This window comes from Roseibium sp. TrichSKD4 (assembly GCF_000148725.1).
GTDB lineage: Bacteria > Pseudomonadota > Alphaproteobacteria > Rhizobiales > Stappiaceae > Roseibium.
The window spans coordinates 72,878-89,142 of record NZ_GL476304.1 but is presented as its reverse complement, the minus strand read 5'-3'; the positions used below and the strand labels follow the sequence as shown (position 1 = coordinate 89,142).

Below are 16,265 nucleotides of genomic sequence, written 5' to 3'. Positions count from 1 at the left end.
TGTTCCCAAATTAGTGATTGATCAGCGCAAAAACACAAAAACGGCCGCCGACACCCGGCAGCCGTTTTGCACCAATTTCCGCAAAATTAGAAGCGTGTACCGCCGCTCAAACGGAATACTTGTGTTTCGTCTTTGTCATTTTTCATGACAGGCCAAGCGAAATCGACCCTAAGTGGACCAAACGGTGATTGCCAACGGATACCAGCGCCCACGGAAGCACGAATGTCGAAATCGTTGGAGTTCACCTTGTTCCCGCCGTTTTCAACGATCTTTACCAGATCGTCGTCCGCGTCCCAAAGAGTACCTGCATCAGCAAATACCGCACCGGAAAGACCAAACTCTTCCGGGATAACCGGGAATGGGAAAGTCGTTTCCAGAGAGCCAGCAATATACATGCGGCCACCCAGGGCATCACCGGTTTTACTGTCTCGTGGGCCGATGCCCTGATTTTCAAAGCCGCGGATAATATTGCCGCCAACCATGAATTGCTCAGACACCCGCAAGCGGTCATCACCAATGCCGTAGATATGGCCGCCTTCGATCTTTGCAGACCCGACAATACCCCAATCTGGAAGCAGTTCGGTATAGGCGCGCGCTTCAGCAGTTGACTTGATGTAGGTGGAGTCGCCACCAATCCCCGCAAACTCCTGTCCGAATGCAGCATAGAAGCCATCAGTCGGATTCAGATTACGGTTCAAGGTGTTGTAGATAAACCGATACCCAGCCAGCGAGGTGATGTACTCACCCAAGGAGTCACAAACAGCCAAGGAGAGATCAGCTGTATTACAGTTGGTCACACCCGTTGAGGTGTTATTGGGATCGGTGTTCTTTTCCTGGAAGATCTTATAGAAAAGACGAAGGCGAAGCTCTTCTTCACGCAGCGGGAGAGTAAAGCCGAAACCGCCGCCTGTTGTTTCCTGGTCGAACGAACGATAGTCGTTGGAATCTCGGACCCTACGATAGGCATCGACATCAAATGCAATCCGGCGCCCCATAAAGAAAGGCTCTGCGAAGGCAAATTCGTATGTTTGCGAGCTTTCGCCGCGACCAACACCGAGCTTCACGTACTGCCCACGACCAAGGAAGTTACGCTCTGAGACAGAGATGTCGCCGATCACGCCGTCTGTGGTTGAGTAACCGAGACCAAACGACACTTCACCGGTGGCTTTCTCCATAACTTCGACATTCACAATGACGCGATCAGAAGCACTGCCCTGAGAGGTTGTGATGTTGACACGCTCGAAGAAGCCAAGGTTCCGGAGTCTGCGTTCTGCCTTGTCGATCAGGACCCGGTTAAAGGCATCACCTTCCGCCAAATCGAATTCGCGGCGAATAACATATTCACGTGTGCGGTCGTTACCAATGACGTTGATGCGCTCAACGTAGGCACGAGGACCTTCTTCGATGTAGTAGATCAAAGAGATCGTGTTGTTTTCGTAATCGCGCAGCGCACGCGGACGGATTTGGGCAAATGCATAGCCCTTTTCGGACACACGAAGGGTCAGATCTTCGATGGATTGCTCAACACGCAGTGAGTCAAATCGTTTACCCGGCTTAGTGCGCAAGGTTGAATAAAGTTCATTCGCGTCAACATCTGGCACAGATGAAACGATTTCAACATCGCCGAATTCGTACCGCTCGCCTTCTTCAACCGTGAAGGTTACATAAAAGATGTTTTGTTCACGATCGAGGTCAGCAGTGGCAGATACAATCCGGAAGTCTGCATAGCCCTTGCGGTTATAATACTGACGAAGCAACTCTTGGTCAGCTGCAAGGCGATCAGGATCATACGTGTCCGTGCTGCGCAACCAGCTCAGGAAACCGCTTTCGCGTGTCCGAATGACATCACGCAAACGCCCATCGCTAAAGGATTTGTTGCCAATAAAGGAAATCCGCTCAACGCCGGTCTTGTCACCTTCATTGATCTCAAAAACAAGATCCACGCGATTGTTGCCACGATCGATAATCTTCGGCTCAACGGACGCATCATAACGGCCGGAGCGACGATAACCTTCAAGAATGTTCTGAACATCGGATTCTACACGGGCGCGGGTCAGCATCGTGCGAGGTTGCGAACGAACAGCTGTTTCAAGAGAGCTGTCGTTGAGCTTCTTGTTACCCTCGAAGGAAACCTGATTAATGATCGGGTTTTCAGTCACTTCGACAACAACAGTTCCGCCCTGTTGTTTAATGTCAACAGTTGCGAAAAGTCCGGTTGCAAACAACGCCTTAAGCGATTCATCAACGTCCGCTGCGGAATAACTCCGGCCACGGGAAAAAGTTAGATAGCTGAGGACGGTTTCTTCTTCGATGCGAGTATTGCCACGAACAACAATGTTACGCGCAACAGCCGCCTCAGCAACTGTCGCAGAAAAAGGCGCAATCTCAGCCGGCATGAGAGCCGTCGTGCAAAGGAGTGCTGCCGCCAAAAGCGAGGTGTTTTTCAGTTTGTGCAATCGCTGCATAATTGAGCTATGCCTTTATTTTCTAATACCCGCGCGAGACTCCGCATTGTTGCGAAGATTCTCAAAACTCGAATTGGTTTTACAAGCTTTTACGGATTTCGCAACCACACTCTGGGACGAATTTGGATTTGTCTTGAGTGCGTTGCGTCGATGTCACGGATTTGTTCATAATTTGCTGAGATGAAGCACGTCATTCCACGTTGCAAACACCATCAACATGAGCACAAGGGCAAGACCAACCCTAAAGCCAATGTCTTGAACTCGTTCACTTAATGGCTTTCCGCGCACTGCTTCAGCTGCATAGTAAACAAGGTGCCCGCCATCAAGCATGGGAACAGGCATCAAGTTGAGTAAACCGATACTGATCGAGAGCACGGCAGCCAACGACAGAAGCGGAACGATGCCCTGCGTTGCCACCTGCCCTGAAACTTGAGCGACCCGGATTGGCCCACCAAGCTGATCAGCAGGTTCACGGCCAGTTATAACGCCGCCGAGGTACCCAAGGGTGCGCTGAGCAATATACAGGGTTTCACTCACCCCTTCGGAGACAGCTTCTAACGGCCCGAAACTCTTGTTGATAATAGTTCCCTGTTCGATGCTCCGCGTAATTCCCAAAAGACCAATGCGCTGCGTATTGCCGAAATTGTCCGTAATTTCTTTAAGTTGCGGCGTCACAGTCAGCGTGACCATCTCCGAGCCGCGCCCCACATCCAGTTGCAACGGGATATCGGCGCTGGTGGAAACAATCCGCTGCAAGTCATTGAACGTCTCGACTGGCACACCGTCCACTGCGAGAATCTGATCGCCCGGCATAATACCCGCGACCTGAGCCGCGCTGCCATCGCGAACACTGTCAACAACCGGCAAGGTGACCATCTTGCCGAAACTCATGAACAGGAATGCAAAAATCACGATCGACAGCAGGAAGTTTGCGACCGGGCCGGCTGCGACAATGGCTGCGCGCTGCCATACCGTTTTTGCAACAAATGCCGTGGCACGTTCTTCTTCACTCATAGCGGCAATTCGGTCCCGATCCGGGATGCTTGCAGCATTTTCATCGCCTGCAAACTTCACGTAGCCGCCCAGGGGAATCAGTGAGAGCTTCCAACGGGTTCCGTGTTTATCATTGAACCCGAACAACTCCCGACCGAAACCGACCGAAAAGGCATCCACCTTTACCTTGCACCAACGAGCTACAGAAAAGTGTCCAAGTTCGTGAAAGAAAACAACGATTGTCAGAACGAAAAGGAACGGCAGGATATAGCCGATGACCAGATCGTAAGCGGAGATGATGAGATCCATTACAAGCCTCTAATACGCCGTATGGCGAAAGTCCGATTCCGTGCACCATATCAAAAGGCCAATTACGGCAGTGTAATGGACACGCCTAGTTGATTTTATAATTAACAAACACTTTCCAGATCAAACCTACATCTAGCGGGCTTTGATCCAGTCATTACAAAGCTGGCGGGCTTCCGCATCCAGCAACAACACATCATCAATCGAAGACATGGTCGAGAGAAGCCCCTTACGCTCTGCAGCTTCAAGCACATGCTCGACTGATGCTGGAATGTCCATAAAGCCGATTTTACCATCCAGGAAAGCCGCGACTGCTATTTCATCGGCGGCATTGAGAACGGCTGTCGCTCCCTGCCCGCGCTTCATGGCATCAATGGAAAGCTTGAGTGCTGGGAATCTTGCTAGATCAGGCTTTTCGAACGTCAATTGCACAATGGCTGCCAGATCTATCTGGGGAATGGGTGCCGCCATCCGGTTCGGCCACGCCATGCAATGGGCAATAGGTGTGCGCATATCCGGTGCACCCATTTGGGCAAGAAGCGATCCATCACTGTATTGAACAAGCCCATGAACGATCTGCTGAGGATGGACCAACACATCCAATTGGTCTTCGGAGATCGGAAAGAGATGAAACGCCTCAATGACTTCAAACCCCTTGTTCATCATGGTCGCGCTGTCGATTGTTATGCGGCTTCCCATGGAGAAGTTGGGATGCTTTAGCGCTTGTTCGCGTGTCACCGAACTCAAGGCGTCAATCGGTGTCGTCCGAAATGGGCCGCCGGACGCAGTAAGGATTACTTTGCTGACATGTTCGGCATTGCTCTGCTCGAACACTTGAAAGATCGCATTGTGCTCACTGTCCACGGGCAACACAGTCACGTTTTGGTGCGCGGCCTCAGCCATGAACAAGTCTCCTGCAGATACAAGGCATTCCTTGTTTGCAAGAGCAATCGTACGCCCCGGCTTCATAGCTGCCATGGTCGGCCTCAAACCGGCAGACCCAACAATCGAACCAACAACCATATCAGCCGGTTGGTCCAGCACTTCCAAAATGGCAGCTTCACCTGCGCTTGTTTGTACACCTGTTGAGGCCAATGCCTCTTTCAGCGCAGAATGTCCGCGTTCATCCGCCAACACAGCACAATCAGCTGAAACCTGCTGTGCTTGCTCAGCCAAAAGTTCCGCATTTCGATTGGCGACCAAAGCCACAACATTGAACCGATCAGGTTCAGCGCGAATGATATCGATAGCGCTGCAGCCTACGGAGCCGGTTGCACCGAGAATGATAATTGAAAGAGGACCATCGCTAGCACTTGCATTCGCGGAAGCAGCCATATTCGGCTCAACGAGCATAATAATTTCCTGTTTAGCCGAGGCCAAGGCCCATAATCGGATCCAGGGTTGTTCCACCTGCTAGCAATCCAAGTGCAGCTGCTAGAATGGCTGCCGCAACCAGACCATCTACACGGTCCATGATACCGCCATGGCCGGGAATGAGACCGCTAGAATCTTTGACGTTGAACCGGCGCTTGATTGCGGATTCCAAAAGGTCCCCCCCTTGGGATACCACAGACAAGACTGCGGCCAGCAGCCCCCAACCAAGCAGTCCAGAGTGCCCGGAAACATATACCAATCCAACGCCTAAACCTACTGCAGAGAGTAGGCCACCAAGCGCACCTGACCAGGTTTTATTTGGTGATACGCTTTGCCAAAGTTTGGGCCCGCCGAGAGCGCGCCCGGTAAAATAGGCGAATATATCGGTTGCCCAAACCACAACAAGCAAAAAGAAAACGAACACAAGTCCAGTATCGCCCGCTCTTGCCGCAAGCAACGCGTAAACCGCAAAGCCACTATAGACAACACCTTCAGCAGCCCACCGCCCAGTTCTAGAAAACCCAGCGAGACCATAGGCGATCAAAGAGCCAACCACGACCGCGACTATGCTTGCTGCTCCTTGCCCAACAGCAAACAAAACTGCTGCAATGATCAAAGTTCCGTAACCGGTAATGGCCTGACGTCCGAACTGGCTCGATCCAGTCATGGTCAGCCACTCGGAAAGGAACAAAATACCGGCAAGCAAAACTACTGCAAAAAAGGGCCATCCCCCAAGATACGCTGCACCCAAAACTGCTGGACCTAAAACGATTGCGGATAAAAACCGCAATTTCAGGTCAGACATTTTTTTCGGCGGGGTATCCGTTTGGCTGGTCAGCGGTCCGTATCCTTGTGAGGTGCGTTTTAAACGACTTTAGCAGAAAGCCCGCCAAATCGGCGATCACGGCCGCAGTAATCTGCAATCGCTCGATCAAAGGCGGTTTCGTCAAAATCTGGCCAGTTCAACGGAGAGAAGTGAAACTCTGTGTATGCAGATTGCCACAACAAGAAATTGGATAGCCGAATTTCACCACTGGTGCGGATCAACAAATCGGGATCAGGCAAACCGGAGGTGTCGAGCGCTTCGCTCACTGCGTCTTCTGTGATTTGATCCGCTGTTAGTTCGCCAGCCGCAACCTTCAGGCTCAATTTGCGAGCTGCCCGGACGATCTCATCACGGCTACCGTAATTAAAGGCAACAACGAGTGTGAGCCCCGTGTTGTCTTTTGTTAGACTTTCGGCTTCTTCCAAAAGGCTACGGATCCCCGGTTCCAGATCCTCTCGTTCGCCAATAATCCGAATTCGCACATTGGCTTCGTGAAGCTCTGAAAGATCTCGCTGCATAAACCTGCGCAGCAAGGTCATCAGGAAACTGACTTCCTGCTGAGGGCGACGCCAATTTTCAGAAGAGAAGCTGAAGAAGGTCACCACCTCAACGCCAATTTTACCCGCGTGACGGACAACACCGCGCAGCGCTTCAAGACCACGCCGGTGCCCTTCGGTGCGCGCGAGGCCGCGCGACTTCGCCCATCGTCCATTGCCATCCATGATGAATGCCACATGCTTCGGCAGAGGGCGCTCCTCCCCTGCCGCTTGCGATACATCCTGAATGCGTTCTGGACGGGCTGTCATTGCTTCCCCACTCGTTGGTCAAATCGGGTCGATCAGACCTGCGAGATTTCCTGTTCCTTTTTCGCAAGCATGGTGTCGACTTCCGCGATCTTGGCGTCCGTCAGTTTTTGCACTTCGTCTGAGGCGACATGAAGGTCATCTTGTGAAATATCGCCGTCTTTTTCCGCCTTTTTTGCGGTGTCCATGCCATCACGACGCACGTGGCGAATAGCGACCTTGGCTTGTTCGGCATATTTATGCGCAACCTTGATCAATTCCTGACGGCGTTCCTGATTGAGTTCAGGGATTGGCAAACGGAGCAACTGACCGTCGACAACAGGGTTGAGACCAAGATTGGATTCGCGGATCGCTTTTTCAACAGCGGAGACCATTCCCTTATCCCAAACCTGGATCGCAACCATGCGAGGTTCGGGAACATTGACTGTGCCGACCTGGTTCAACGGCATGGATTGGCCATAGGCATCAACCGAGATTGGATCCAACATGCTTGCAGATGCGCGCCCTGTCCGAAGACCTGAGAATTCGGTTTTCAGAACAGACAATGCGCCTTGCATGCGACGCGACAGATCGTCCAGATCTACACCTTCAACCGACATATTTGTCCTCACTATATTTTTCTTGGCGGCCCGACATTTTGAGTGGCGGTCAAAATCGCACACTTTGCGCGAAACACAAGAGGTCTGTGTCTCCTAATTGCCGATATTATCAAGCACCCACAACTGTGTATGTGCCGGTTTCCTGCAATACACTTACAAGCGCACCGGGGGTGTGGATTGAGAACACAACAACCGGAATATCATTGTCACGCGCAAGGGCAATCGCAGTTGTGTCCATAACCTTCAAATTGCGCTGGATGATGTCATCGAATGTCAGTTCATCATAGCGCTCGGCATCAGGGTTGACCTTCGGGTCTTCCGAATAAATGCCGTCGACCTGTGTGCCTTTCAAAAACGCATCGCATTTCATTTCGGCGGCACGAAGTGCTGCACCGCTGTCTGTCGTAAAGAACGGGTTGCCCGTGCCGCCTGCGAAGACAATTACTTCACCATCTTCCATGTATCGATCAGCAACGCGCTGGGAAAAAGTTTCACAAATGGAAGGCACCGCGACAGCAGACAAGACACGCGCCTGCACCTTCAGCCGACGAAGGGCGTCAGCAATGGTCAGACTGTTCATGATCGTGGCCAGCATGCCCATGTGGTCACCGGTTACCCGGTTTCCGCCCTTGGCAGCCACAGCCACACCGCGGAAGATGTTACCGCCACCCACAACGATGCCTACTTGTGCCCCAAGGGCGACCGCGTCGGCAATTTCCTTAGCTATGCGCTGAACAATCATTGGGTCAATCCCGAAGGATTGGGATCCCATAAGAGCCTCCCCGGACAATTTGAGGAGAATACGTTTCCAGCGCAAAGGTTGGGACATGGCGGCACCCTGGTCAGTTGTTAAAGGTCTCTCATAAAAAAAGCGCCGGACGATGCCGGCGCTTTCTTGGGAAGTTACTGCCCTGTGGCAGCGGCCACTTCGGCCGCAAAATCCTGTTCTTCCTTTTCAATCCCCTCTCCAAGGGCGAAACGGACGAAACCGGTCAGCTTGACTTCAGTACCCAGTTCTTTTGCCAGAGCCTCAACAGCTTGCTCGACAGTGTTGTCCGGGTTGATCACAAACGCCTGTTTGACGAGGGTAACTTCCTCGTAGAATTTGCGCAAACGGCCTTCCACCATCTTTTCGATGATGTTTTCCGGCTTTCCGGATTCGCGAGCCTGTTCAACGAAGACCTGACGCTCACGATCAACAACAGCCGGATCCAGCTCATCTGTGTTCAGAGCGAGCGGGCTGGTTGCAGCAACGTGCATTGCGATTTGGCGGCCAAGAGCGCCGACTTTGTCTTTATCACCGGATGACTCCAGCCCGACAAGTACGCCAATTTTACCAAGACCGTCTTTAACAGCGCCGTGGATATAAGAGGCAACAACACCGTCATTAACAGACAGAACCGCTGTGCGACGCAGGCCCATGTTCTCGCCGATTGTGGCAATGGCATCGGTAACGGCATCGGTTACAGGCTTGCCACCAAGATCAGCAGCGTTCACAGCTTCGATTGAGCCGTCGGTGCCGAGGGCAACCTTCGCAACATTGGCAACAAGGTCCTGAAACCCTTCGTTACGGGCAACAAAGTCTGTTTCGGAGTTCAGCTCAATCACGGCAGCTTTTGCGCCGTCAGCTGCAACACCAACAAGCCCCTCGGCTGCAACACGGCCAGCCTTCTTGGCAGCCTTTGCAAGTCCTTTTGTGCGGAGCCAGTCAACAGCTGCCTCCATGTCGCCGCCGCTCTCTGTGAGAGCGGTTTTGCAGTCCATCATGCCCGCGCCGGATTTTTCGCGGAGCTCTTTCACCATGGCAGCGGTAATGCTCATCGATCGCCTCGTGAATGGGAGTTATAAGATTAGAACGGTTTAGCCGACGGGCTTCCGCGTCTTGATGACGGGACGACAACAAACCGCCATCCCTTGCAAGTCTTCAACAGGTTGTCGCGGCGCAAGATAGTTTCTTGCGCCGTAGACCACCTTAAGCTTGTGCAGCGTCTGCCGGAGCTTCTGCAGCTTCAACAAGCGCTTCTTCGACCGGCGCTTCTTCGCTAGCACCGACGTCAACACCAGCAGCGCATTGCGCGCGGGAGATGCCGTCGATTGCAGCGCGTGCGATCAGGTCACAGTAAAGTGCGATTGCGCGGCCCGCATCATCGTTGCCCGGAACTGGGTAAGTGATACCGTACGGATTGGAGTTCGTGTCGAGGATCGCCGCAACCGGGATACCAAGACGACGAGCTTCCTGAATAGCGATGGCTTCACGGTTGGTGTCGATCACGAACAGAAGGTCCGGGATACCGCCCATGTCCTTGATACCGCCAAGGTTCCGCTCAAGCTTTTCACGCTCACGGTCCATGAACAGGCGCTCTTTCTTGGTCAGAGCGTTTGCCTGATCAGAGTTCAGCGTTTCTTCCAGCTTGCGAAGGCGCTGAATGGACTGGGAAATGGTTTTCCAGTTTGTCAGCATGCCGCCGAGCCAGCGAGCGTTGACGAAGTACTGCGCAGAGTTGCGCGCACCGCTTGCAACAGCTTCCTGAGCCTGACGCTTGGTACCAACGATCAGAACGCGGCCACCGCCAGCGACTGTGTCGCTCACAGCTTTCAGAGCTTGGTGAAGAAGCGGAACTGTCTGAGACAGGTCGAGGATGTGAACGTCGTTACGAACTCCAAAAATGTACTGGCCCATGCGTGGGTTCCAGCGGTGCTTTTGGTGACCAAAGTGTACGCCAGCTTCCAGCAGCTGACGCATAGAAAAATCAGGCAATGCCATGCCTTAACTCCTGCGTTTTCCGGTTTTACCTCCGCGAGGGGGATGTGAATGATGCCGACACAATCAAGGAATGGTCTTGTCATCACCGGAAGGACACACCGATAAGCTCAGGGTCCACCCTTCGCGTGTGGAATGCGCGCCTTATAGTGGGCTGCCTTCGAAAGCGCAAGCCCCGGGAGGAGAAAGCCAAGACAATTTCACGGCCGAGCGTGACCAACTGAACCTCACACCCATACTGGACAGTGTAATTATGCCATTTGCACGTCCATGACGCCTGGAACGGCCTTTAGCGCACCAGCAATTTCTGGAGAAAGGCGGTAACGACCGGGGAGCTTGACCTCGACTTCTCTTTGCCCACGGTCCAGCTGGACGATCACGGTGACGTTGCCCTCCCCGCGCACCTTCAAGTGGCGAACAAGGCTTTCGACAGGCCGTTCGTCTCGCAAGAAGACCATCATCGACTTCTGCAGATTGGCAGCGACCTTGTCGATCGGGTCGACTTGTTCTATGCGAATCGAAGGTTTATCGTCGCGCATGTCGGCCCCGACGAGCAGAACCACAGACCGTCCCGGCTCCAGAGCATCGCGGAACTGCTCGAGCTTCTCCTTGAACAACAGGCCTTCAAACTGGCCCGTGGAATCAGACAGGCGTACGATGCCCATGCGATTACCTGTTTTTGTCTTCCGCTCTTGCCTCGAGATTACGGTGCCGGCAAGGCGTCCATTCGATGCGCCCTTCTTGACCGCTTCTGCGAAAGGCGCCCATTGCTGAACGCGCATTTTCTCTAGAAGGTTTGTGTATTCGTCCAATGGGTGTGCGGAGAGGTAAAAGCCAATCGCATTGTGTTCGCGTTGCAGTTTTTCTTCTGCCGTCCAGCCATGCACTTCCGGGAGCTGCAGTTCCTGCTCGCCCCCGCCGCCAAACAGTTCATTTTGCCCAATAGCGGCGTTTTCTTCCGTGCGCTGCGCCAGCCCCATCACCCTGTCCAAACCTTCCAATACACGGGCGCGTGATGGCTCCAGCTCATCAAACGCACCAGCACAGACAAGGTTCTCAAGCGTACGCTTGTTCAGGAACTTCGGTGAAATTCTACGGGCAAAATCACCAAGTCTCTTGAAAGGCGTGTCGCCGCGCACTTCAACGATGTGCTCAACCGCCTGTTCACCGACGCCCTTGATTGCGCCCATGGCATAAAGGATCTTGCCGTCGGCCACATCGAAATAGACTTGGCTCTTGTTGATTGATGGCGGCACCACATCAATTTTCATGCGCCGCGCTTCTTGGCGGAAGTCACCCAGCTTTTCTGTATTGCCCATATCAAGGGTCATGGACGCCGCCATGAACTCTACCGGGAAGTTCGCCTTGAGCCATGCTGTATGATAGGAAACCAACGCATAGGCTGCGGCGTGGGACTTGTTGAAGCCATAGTTCGCAAATTTCGCCACAAGGTCGAAGATGGTTCCCGCCTGCCCCTTGTTGATCCCTCGTTCCACAGCACCATCAACAAAGCGTGCGCGCTGAATTTCCATCTCAGCGGCAATTTTCTTACCCATCGCGCGGCGTAGAAGATCCGCCTCGCCGAGGGAATAGCCGGACAGGACCTGCGCGATCTGCATCACCTGTTCCTGATAAACAATGATGCCGTTGGTCTCACTGAGGATCGGCTCCAAAAGCGGATGCAGGCAGTCCATTTCCTGTTCGCCATGCTTAACCGCGTTATAGACTGGAATGTTCTCCATTGGACCTGGACGATACAGCGCCACCAGCGCAATGATATCCTCAAAGCGGTCCGGCTTCATCCCGGCAATGGCGCGGCGCATGCCCTGACTTTCCAACTGGAAGACGCCAAAGGTTTCACCGCGCGCAAGCAGCTCATAAGTCGGCTTGTCATCAATCGGTAGACCCGCCACGTCAATCTTCTCAGCTCGCCGCTCAATCAGTTTGACCGCCGTATCAATGACCGTGAGTGTCTTCAGACCCAAGAAGTCGAACTTCACCAGCCCTGCATCTTCAACCATTTTCATGTTGAACTGCGCGACTGGCATGTCGGAGCGAGGGTCTCGATAAAGCGGAACCAGTTGCTCCAGCGGTCGGTCCCCGATCACCACCCCGGCGGCGTGGGTCGAGGCATGGCGATAGAGCCCTTCAAGCTTTTGCGCCATTTTCAAAAGGCGATCGACGATTTCCTCTTCTTTGGCGGCTTCGCGCAGACGCGGTTCTTCGTCAATTGCCTGACCCAATGTCACCGGATTGGCCGGGTTGGCTGGCACCAGTTTACATAGCCGGTCCACCTGCCCGTATGGCATTTGCAAGACGCGGCCAACATCCCGCAAAACCGCACGGGCCTGCAAAGACCCGAAGGTAATAATCTGTGCTACCTGCTTGCGCCCATATTTCTCCTGAACGTAGCGAATGACCTCTTCCCGGCGCGTTTGACAAAAATCGATGTCAAAGTCCGGCATGGAGACACGTTCGGGATTGAGAAAGCGCTCGAAAAGAAGCGAAAAGCGCATCGGGTCCAGATCGGTAATGGTAAGCGACCACGCCACCAGCGAGCCAGCACCCGAACCACGGCCCGGCCCGACCGGGATGTCCTGTGCTTTGGCCCATTTGATGAAGTCTGCAACGATCAGGAAGTAACCGGGAAATTTCATCCGTTCGATGATGCCGGTCTCATAGTCCAGCCGGTCCCAGTAGTCCTTTTCTTCAAGGCCGGGAGCGAGTCCATGAGCATCGAGTCGTGCCTGAAGGCCCTCACGCGCTTGCCGCTTCAGCTCTTCCGCCTCCGCGCGTTCTGCCTCTTCGGGATCGGCGTCTGCGCCAGCAAATCGCGGCAAGATCGGATCGCGGCGCAACGGACGGTAGGAACAGCGCCGCGCAATTTCGAGTGTCGACTGCAGCGCCTCGGGAAGGTCGGAGAACAGGTCGACCATCTCCGCACGAGTCTTGAAATAATGCTCTGGCGTTAGACGGCGGCGATCGTCCTCAATTAGCACACGGCCTTCTGAAATGCAGATCAAGGCATCATGCGCCTCATAATCTTCCCGGGCGGGAAAAAAGGCTTCGTTCGTTGCAACGACCGGAAGATTGAACTCATAGGCAAGATCAAGGAATGCAGATTCCGTCTTGCGTTCCGCTTCCATGCCGTGTCGCTGGATTTCGATATAGAAGCGATCTGAGAAAGCTTTGGCTAGAAACTGCAAGCGCTCGCGGGCAGCCTTTTTGTTCCCCGTCAAAAGTGCTTTGCCAAGCGGGCCACTTACGCCGCCGGACAGCAAGATCACGCCATCACTGTGACTTGCCAGGTACTCCGCGCTCACGTGAGGCAGGAGCCCTGTGTCGGTGTCCAGAAACGCTCTGGACGTCAGCTCCATAAGATTGCCGTACCCCACTTCATCCATGGCGATGACGACAACATGACAAAGAGGCAATTCGCCTTTTCGTTCAGGCTCTACGTCATCACTGAAATGAATGGCGAGTTGGCAGCCGATGATGGGTTGAATGCCACTTCCCCAGGCCTTGGCAGAAAACTCCTGCGCGCCAAAGAGATTGCCTGTGTCCGTAATTCCAAGCGCCGGCTGATTATCTGACTTGGCAAGATCAAGCAGCTTCTTGATCGGCAAAGCACCCTCAAGCAAGGAGAGCGCAGAATGAACCCGCAAGTGGACGAACCCTGGACCTGCCGAAGCCGCCCCACCACTCGCCTCAGCAATCTCGTTGCCTGTCATTTTCTGCCAACCTGCGCTCTGGATTCAGTTCAAGTGAATGAACCAATGCTAAGCGCCGATGTCGAGTGGGGGCAAAGGACTGTCCCCGCTGTTTTTTCGATATATCGCTATAACCCGAAAGACAGATCAAAAAGTCTCAGACCACGCCGAGGATCACATCACCCCACACGGCGACGGTTGCACAAAAAGCAACCAAAGAACCAAAGGCAGCAACATCACGAGCGAAATGCACCATCTCAACCTCCTAGGCACAAACTGTAGCGCCAATATGTACTATCTTTGTTCTTTTTACAATCCCTTTCTGTTCTTTTTCCTATCCTAGCCGTCAGAGGCCAGTTTTATTCTTTTCCAGCAAGGGAGATCAGCGCATTGGTTTGACGAGACCGGCATCCAGCGTAATGCACCGGTTCATGCGGCCTGCAAGTTCCAGATTGTGGGTCGCAAAAAGGGTTGCCACTCCGGAGGCACGAATAAGCGCCTGCAACGCCTCGAACACATAATTAGCCGTTTGCGGATCGAGGTTTCCGGTCGGCTCGTCCAGCAACAAAATGCGCGGTGCGTTGGCGACAGCGCGTGCGATGGCAACACGTTGCTGTTCACCGCCTGACAGTTCTGATGGACGGTGCTGCGAGCGGGGTCCCATGCGCATATATTCCAGCAATTCTTGCGCCCGTTCAGCGGCGACCTTTTTATCAAGGCCTCGGATCATCTGCGGCATCATGATGTTTTCAAGTGCTGAAAATTCCGGAAGCAGATGATGGAACTGATAAACAAAACCAACGTCATTGCGACGCATTGCCGTTCTTTGATCATCCGTGAGGTCTGCGCAATTTTTACCGCTTACAAACACATCACCGCTGTCAGGTTTCTCCAACAGTCCCGCGATGTGAAGCAGCGTCGATTTCCCGGTTCCGGATGGGGCAACGAGCGCCACCATTTCACCAGCCTGAAGGCTCAAATTCGCACCATTGAGAATATGCAGTTCATTATCGCCGCCCTCATTAAAAGTGCGGGTCACATTTGAAAGCTGCAACACAGGTGGCTCAGGCCTGCGCACACCATCTTCGGAAGATGTTGGAGCTGAGACATTCATTTATTCGTACCTCAGCGCTTCAACAGGATCGAGGCGAGCCGCCCGCCAAGCTGGATAAAGCGTGGCAACAAGCGACAAACCAAGTGCCATCAGGAGAACGGTCATCGTTTCCCCGTTATCGATTTCCGCTGGGAGTTTTGAAAGGAAATACAGCGTTGGGTCGAATAGCTGGGTAGACGTGAGCCACGACACGAACTGGCGAATGCTCTCGATATTCCAGCATACGATCAGTCCGAGGAAAAACCCTGCGAGCGTACCAACGAAACCGATGCTGGCACCGGTAATCAGAAAAATCCGCATGATGGAATTCCGGTTCGCCCCCATGGTGCGGAGAATGGCGATGTCCCGTCCCTTGTCCTTCACCAGCATGATCAGTCCGGAAATAATATTGAGCGCTGCCACCAGAACAATGAGCGTCAGAATGATGAACATCACATTCCGCTCAACTTCCAATGCAGAAAAGAAGGTCTGGTTGCGCTGACGCCAATCTGTCACGAACGCTGGACGATCAGCTGCATCTTCAATAATCGGGACCATCTGACCGACACGGTCCGGGTCCGCAATATAGACTTCAATGCCAGTCGCCCGGCCGTCCATATTGAAATAGCCCTGTGCCTCGGTGAGCGGCATGAATACAAAAGTCGCATCATACTCGCTCATGCCAATCTCGAAGATTGCCGTAATTGGATAGCTTTTCACCCGGGGTGTTACCCCCATAGGGGTGACATTGCCATTGGGCGAAATGATTGTGATGTTGTCGCCGAGCAAGAGCCCGAGATTTTGCGCCATACGGGACCCGATTGCGATGCCCTCACCCGCATCAAACCCATCCAGAGTACCAGACTTAATGTTGTCTGCGACGAGTGGCACCCGGCGCAAATTAGTCTCTGACATGCCACGGACCAGCCCGCCGGTGTTTCCGGATGGACCGGAGACAAGCGCTTGTCCTTCCACGAAGGGGATGGCCGAGATCACGTCTGGCACACCCTCAAGTCGCTTTGCTACAGGGTCATAATCGGTCAGGGCCATATCAATCGGCTGCACAAGCATGTGGCCGTTGATGCCCAAGATCTTGCCCAGCAATTCAGAACGAAATCCGTTCATCACCGCCATGACGATGATGAGGGTCGCAACCCCCAACATGATGCCGGCAAAGGAAAATCCGGCAATCACGGAAATGAAGGTGTCCCGCCGACGTGCACGAAGATATCTGCCAGCAATCATCCATTCAAAGGGAGCGAACGGGCGAACCGCTTTTCCGTGGTCACTCCCGGTGTCTGCTGCCGCACTATCTGCACTCATTCTCAATCCTAA

General features: G+C 53.5%; 12 protein-coding genes. All 12 read right to left on the bottom strand.

The window, feature by feature from the left end; translation table 11 throughout:
- Positions 1 to 86 precede the first annotated feature (86 nt).
- The 12 genes from bamA to TRICHSKD4_RS03265 all read right to left on the bottom strand — a co-directional run bounded on the left by bamA (position 87) and on the right by TRICHSKD4_RS03265 (position 16,253).
- The gene (bamA, locus tag TRICHSKD4_RS03320; RefSeq protein WP_009465995.1) at positions 87 to 2,465 is read right to left on the bottom strand and encodes an outer membrane protein assembly factor BamA; all 2,379 of its coding nucleotides are present in this window, start codon (positions 2,463 to 2,465) and stop codon (positions 87 to 89) included.
- Positions 2,466 to 2,630: 165 nt separating this feature from the next.
- Positions 2,631 to 3,767, bottom strand: coding sequence for an RIP metalloprotease RseP (rseP, locus tag TRICHSKD4_RS03315; protein ID WP_009465994.1), 1,137 nt, complete (start codon positions 3,765 to 3,767; stop codon positions 2,631 to 2,633).
- A gap of 132 nt (positions 3,768 to 3,899) precedes the next feature.
- Positions 3,900 to 5,099 (bottom strand): 1-deoxy-D-xylulose-5-phosphate reductoisomerase, encoded by a 1,200-nt coding sequence (gene dxr, locus TRICHSKD4_RS03310; RefSeq protein ID WP_050763335.1) that lies wholly within the window; start codon positions 5,097 to 5,099, stop codon positions 3,900 to 3,902.
- A gap of 31 nt (positions 5,100 to 5,130) precedes the next feature.
- Complete coding sequence (locus tag TRICHSKD4_RS03305) at positions 5,131 to 5,943, bottom strand: phosphatidate cytidylyltransferase (RefSeq protein ID WP_009465992.1); 813 nt, start codon at positions 5,941 to 5,943, stop codon at positions 5,131 to 5,133.
- 59 nt (positions 5,944 to 6,002) lie between these two features.
- Positions 6,003 to 6,770: an isoprenyl transferase gene (locus TRICHSKD4_RS03300; protein ID WP_009465991.1), complete on the bottom strand. Its 768-nt coding sequence runs from the start codon at positions 6,768 to 6,770 to the stop codon at positions 6,003 to 6,005.
- 32 nt (positions 6,771 to 6,802) lie between these two features.
- On the bottom strand, positions 6,803 to 7,366 hold the full coding sequence (frr, locus tag TRICHSKD4_RS03295; RefSeq protein ID WP_009465990.1) for a ribosome recycling factor: 564 nt from the start codon (positions 7,364 to 7,366) through the stop codon (positions 6,803 to 6,805).
- Between the two features lie 109 nt (positions 7,367 to 7,475).
- Entirely contained in the window at positions 7,476 to 8,195 is a 720-nt protein-coding gene (gene pyrH / locus TRICHSKD4_RS03290) for a UMP kinase (RefSeq protein ID WP_009465989.1), read from the bottom strand.
- 74 nt (positions 8,196 to 8,269) lie between these two features.
- A complete protein-coding gene (gene tsf / locus TRICHSKD4_RS03285; protein ID WP_009465988.1) occupies positions 8,270 to 9,187 on the bottom strand; it encodes a translation elongation factor Ts in 918 nt (305 codons plus the stop codon).
- 151 nt (positions 9,188 to 9,338) lie between these two features.
- A complete protein-coding gene (gene rpsB, locus TRICHSKD4_RS03280; protein WP_009465987.1) occupies positions 9,339 to 10,130 on the bottom strand; it encodes a 30S ribosomal protein S2 in 792 nt (263 codons plus the stop codon).
- Positions 10,131 to 10,378: 248 nt separating this feature from the next.
- Positions 10,379 to 13,858 (bottom strand): DNA polymerase III subunit alpha, encoded by a 3,480-nt coding sequence (dnaE, locus tag TRICHSKD4_RS03275; RefSeq protein WP_009465985.1) that lies wholly within the window; start codon positions 13,856 to 13,858, stop codon positions 10,379 to 10,381.
- Positions 13,859 to 14,219: 361 nt separating this feature from the next.
- Complete coding sequence (locus tag TRICHSKD4_RS03270; protein ID WP_009465984.1) at positions 14,220 to 14,951, bottom strand: ABC transporter ATP-binding protein; 732 nt, start codon at positions 14,949 to 14,951, stop codon at positions 14,220 to 14,222.
- Entirely contained in the window at positions 14,952 to 16,253 is a 1,302-nt protein-coding gene (locus TRICHSKD4_RS03265) for a lipoprotein-releasing ABC transporter permease subunit (RefSeq protein WP_009465983.1), read from the bottom strand.
- Positions 16,254 to 16,265: the final 12 nt, after the last annotated feature.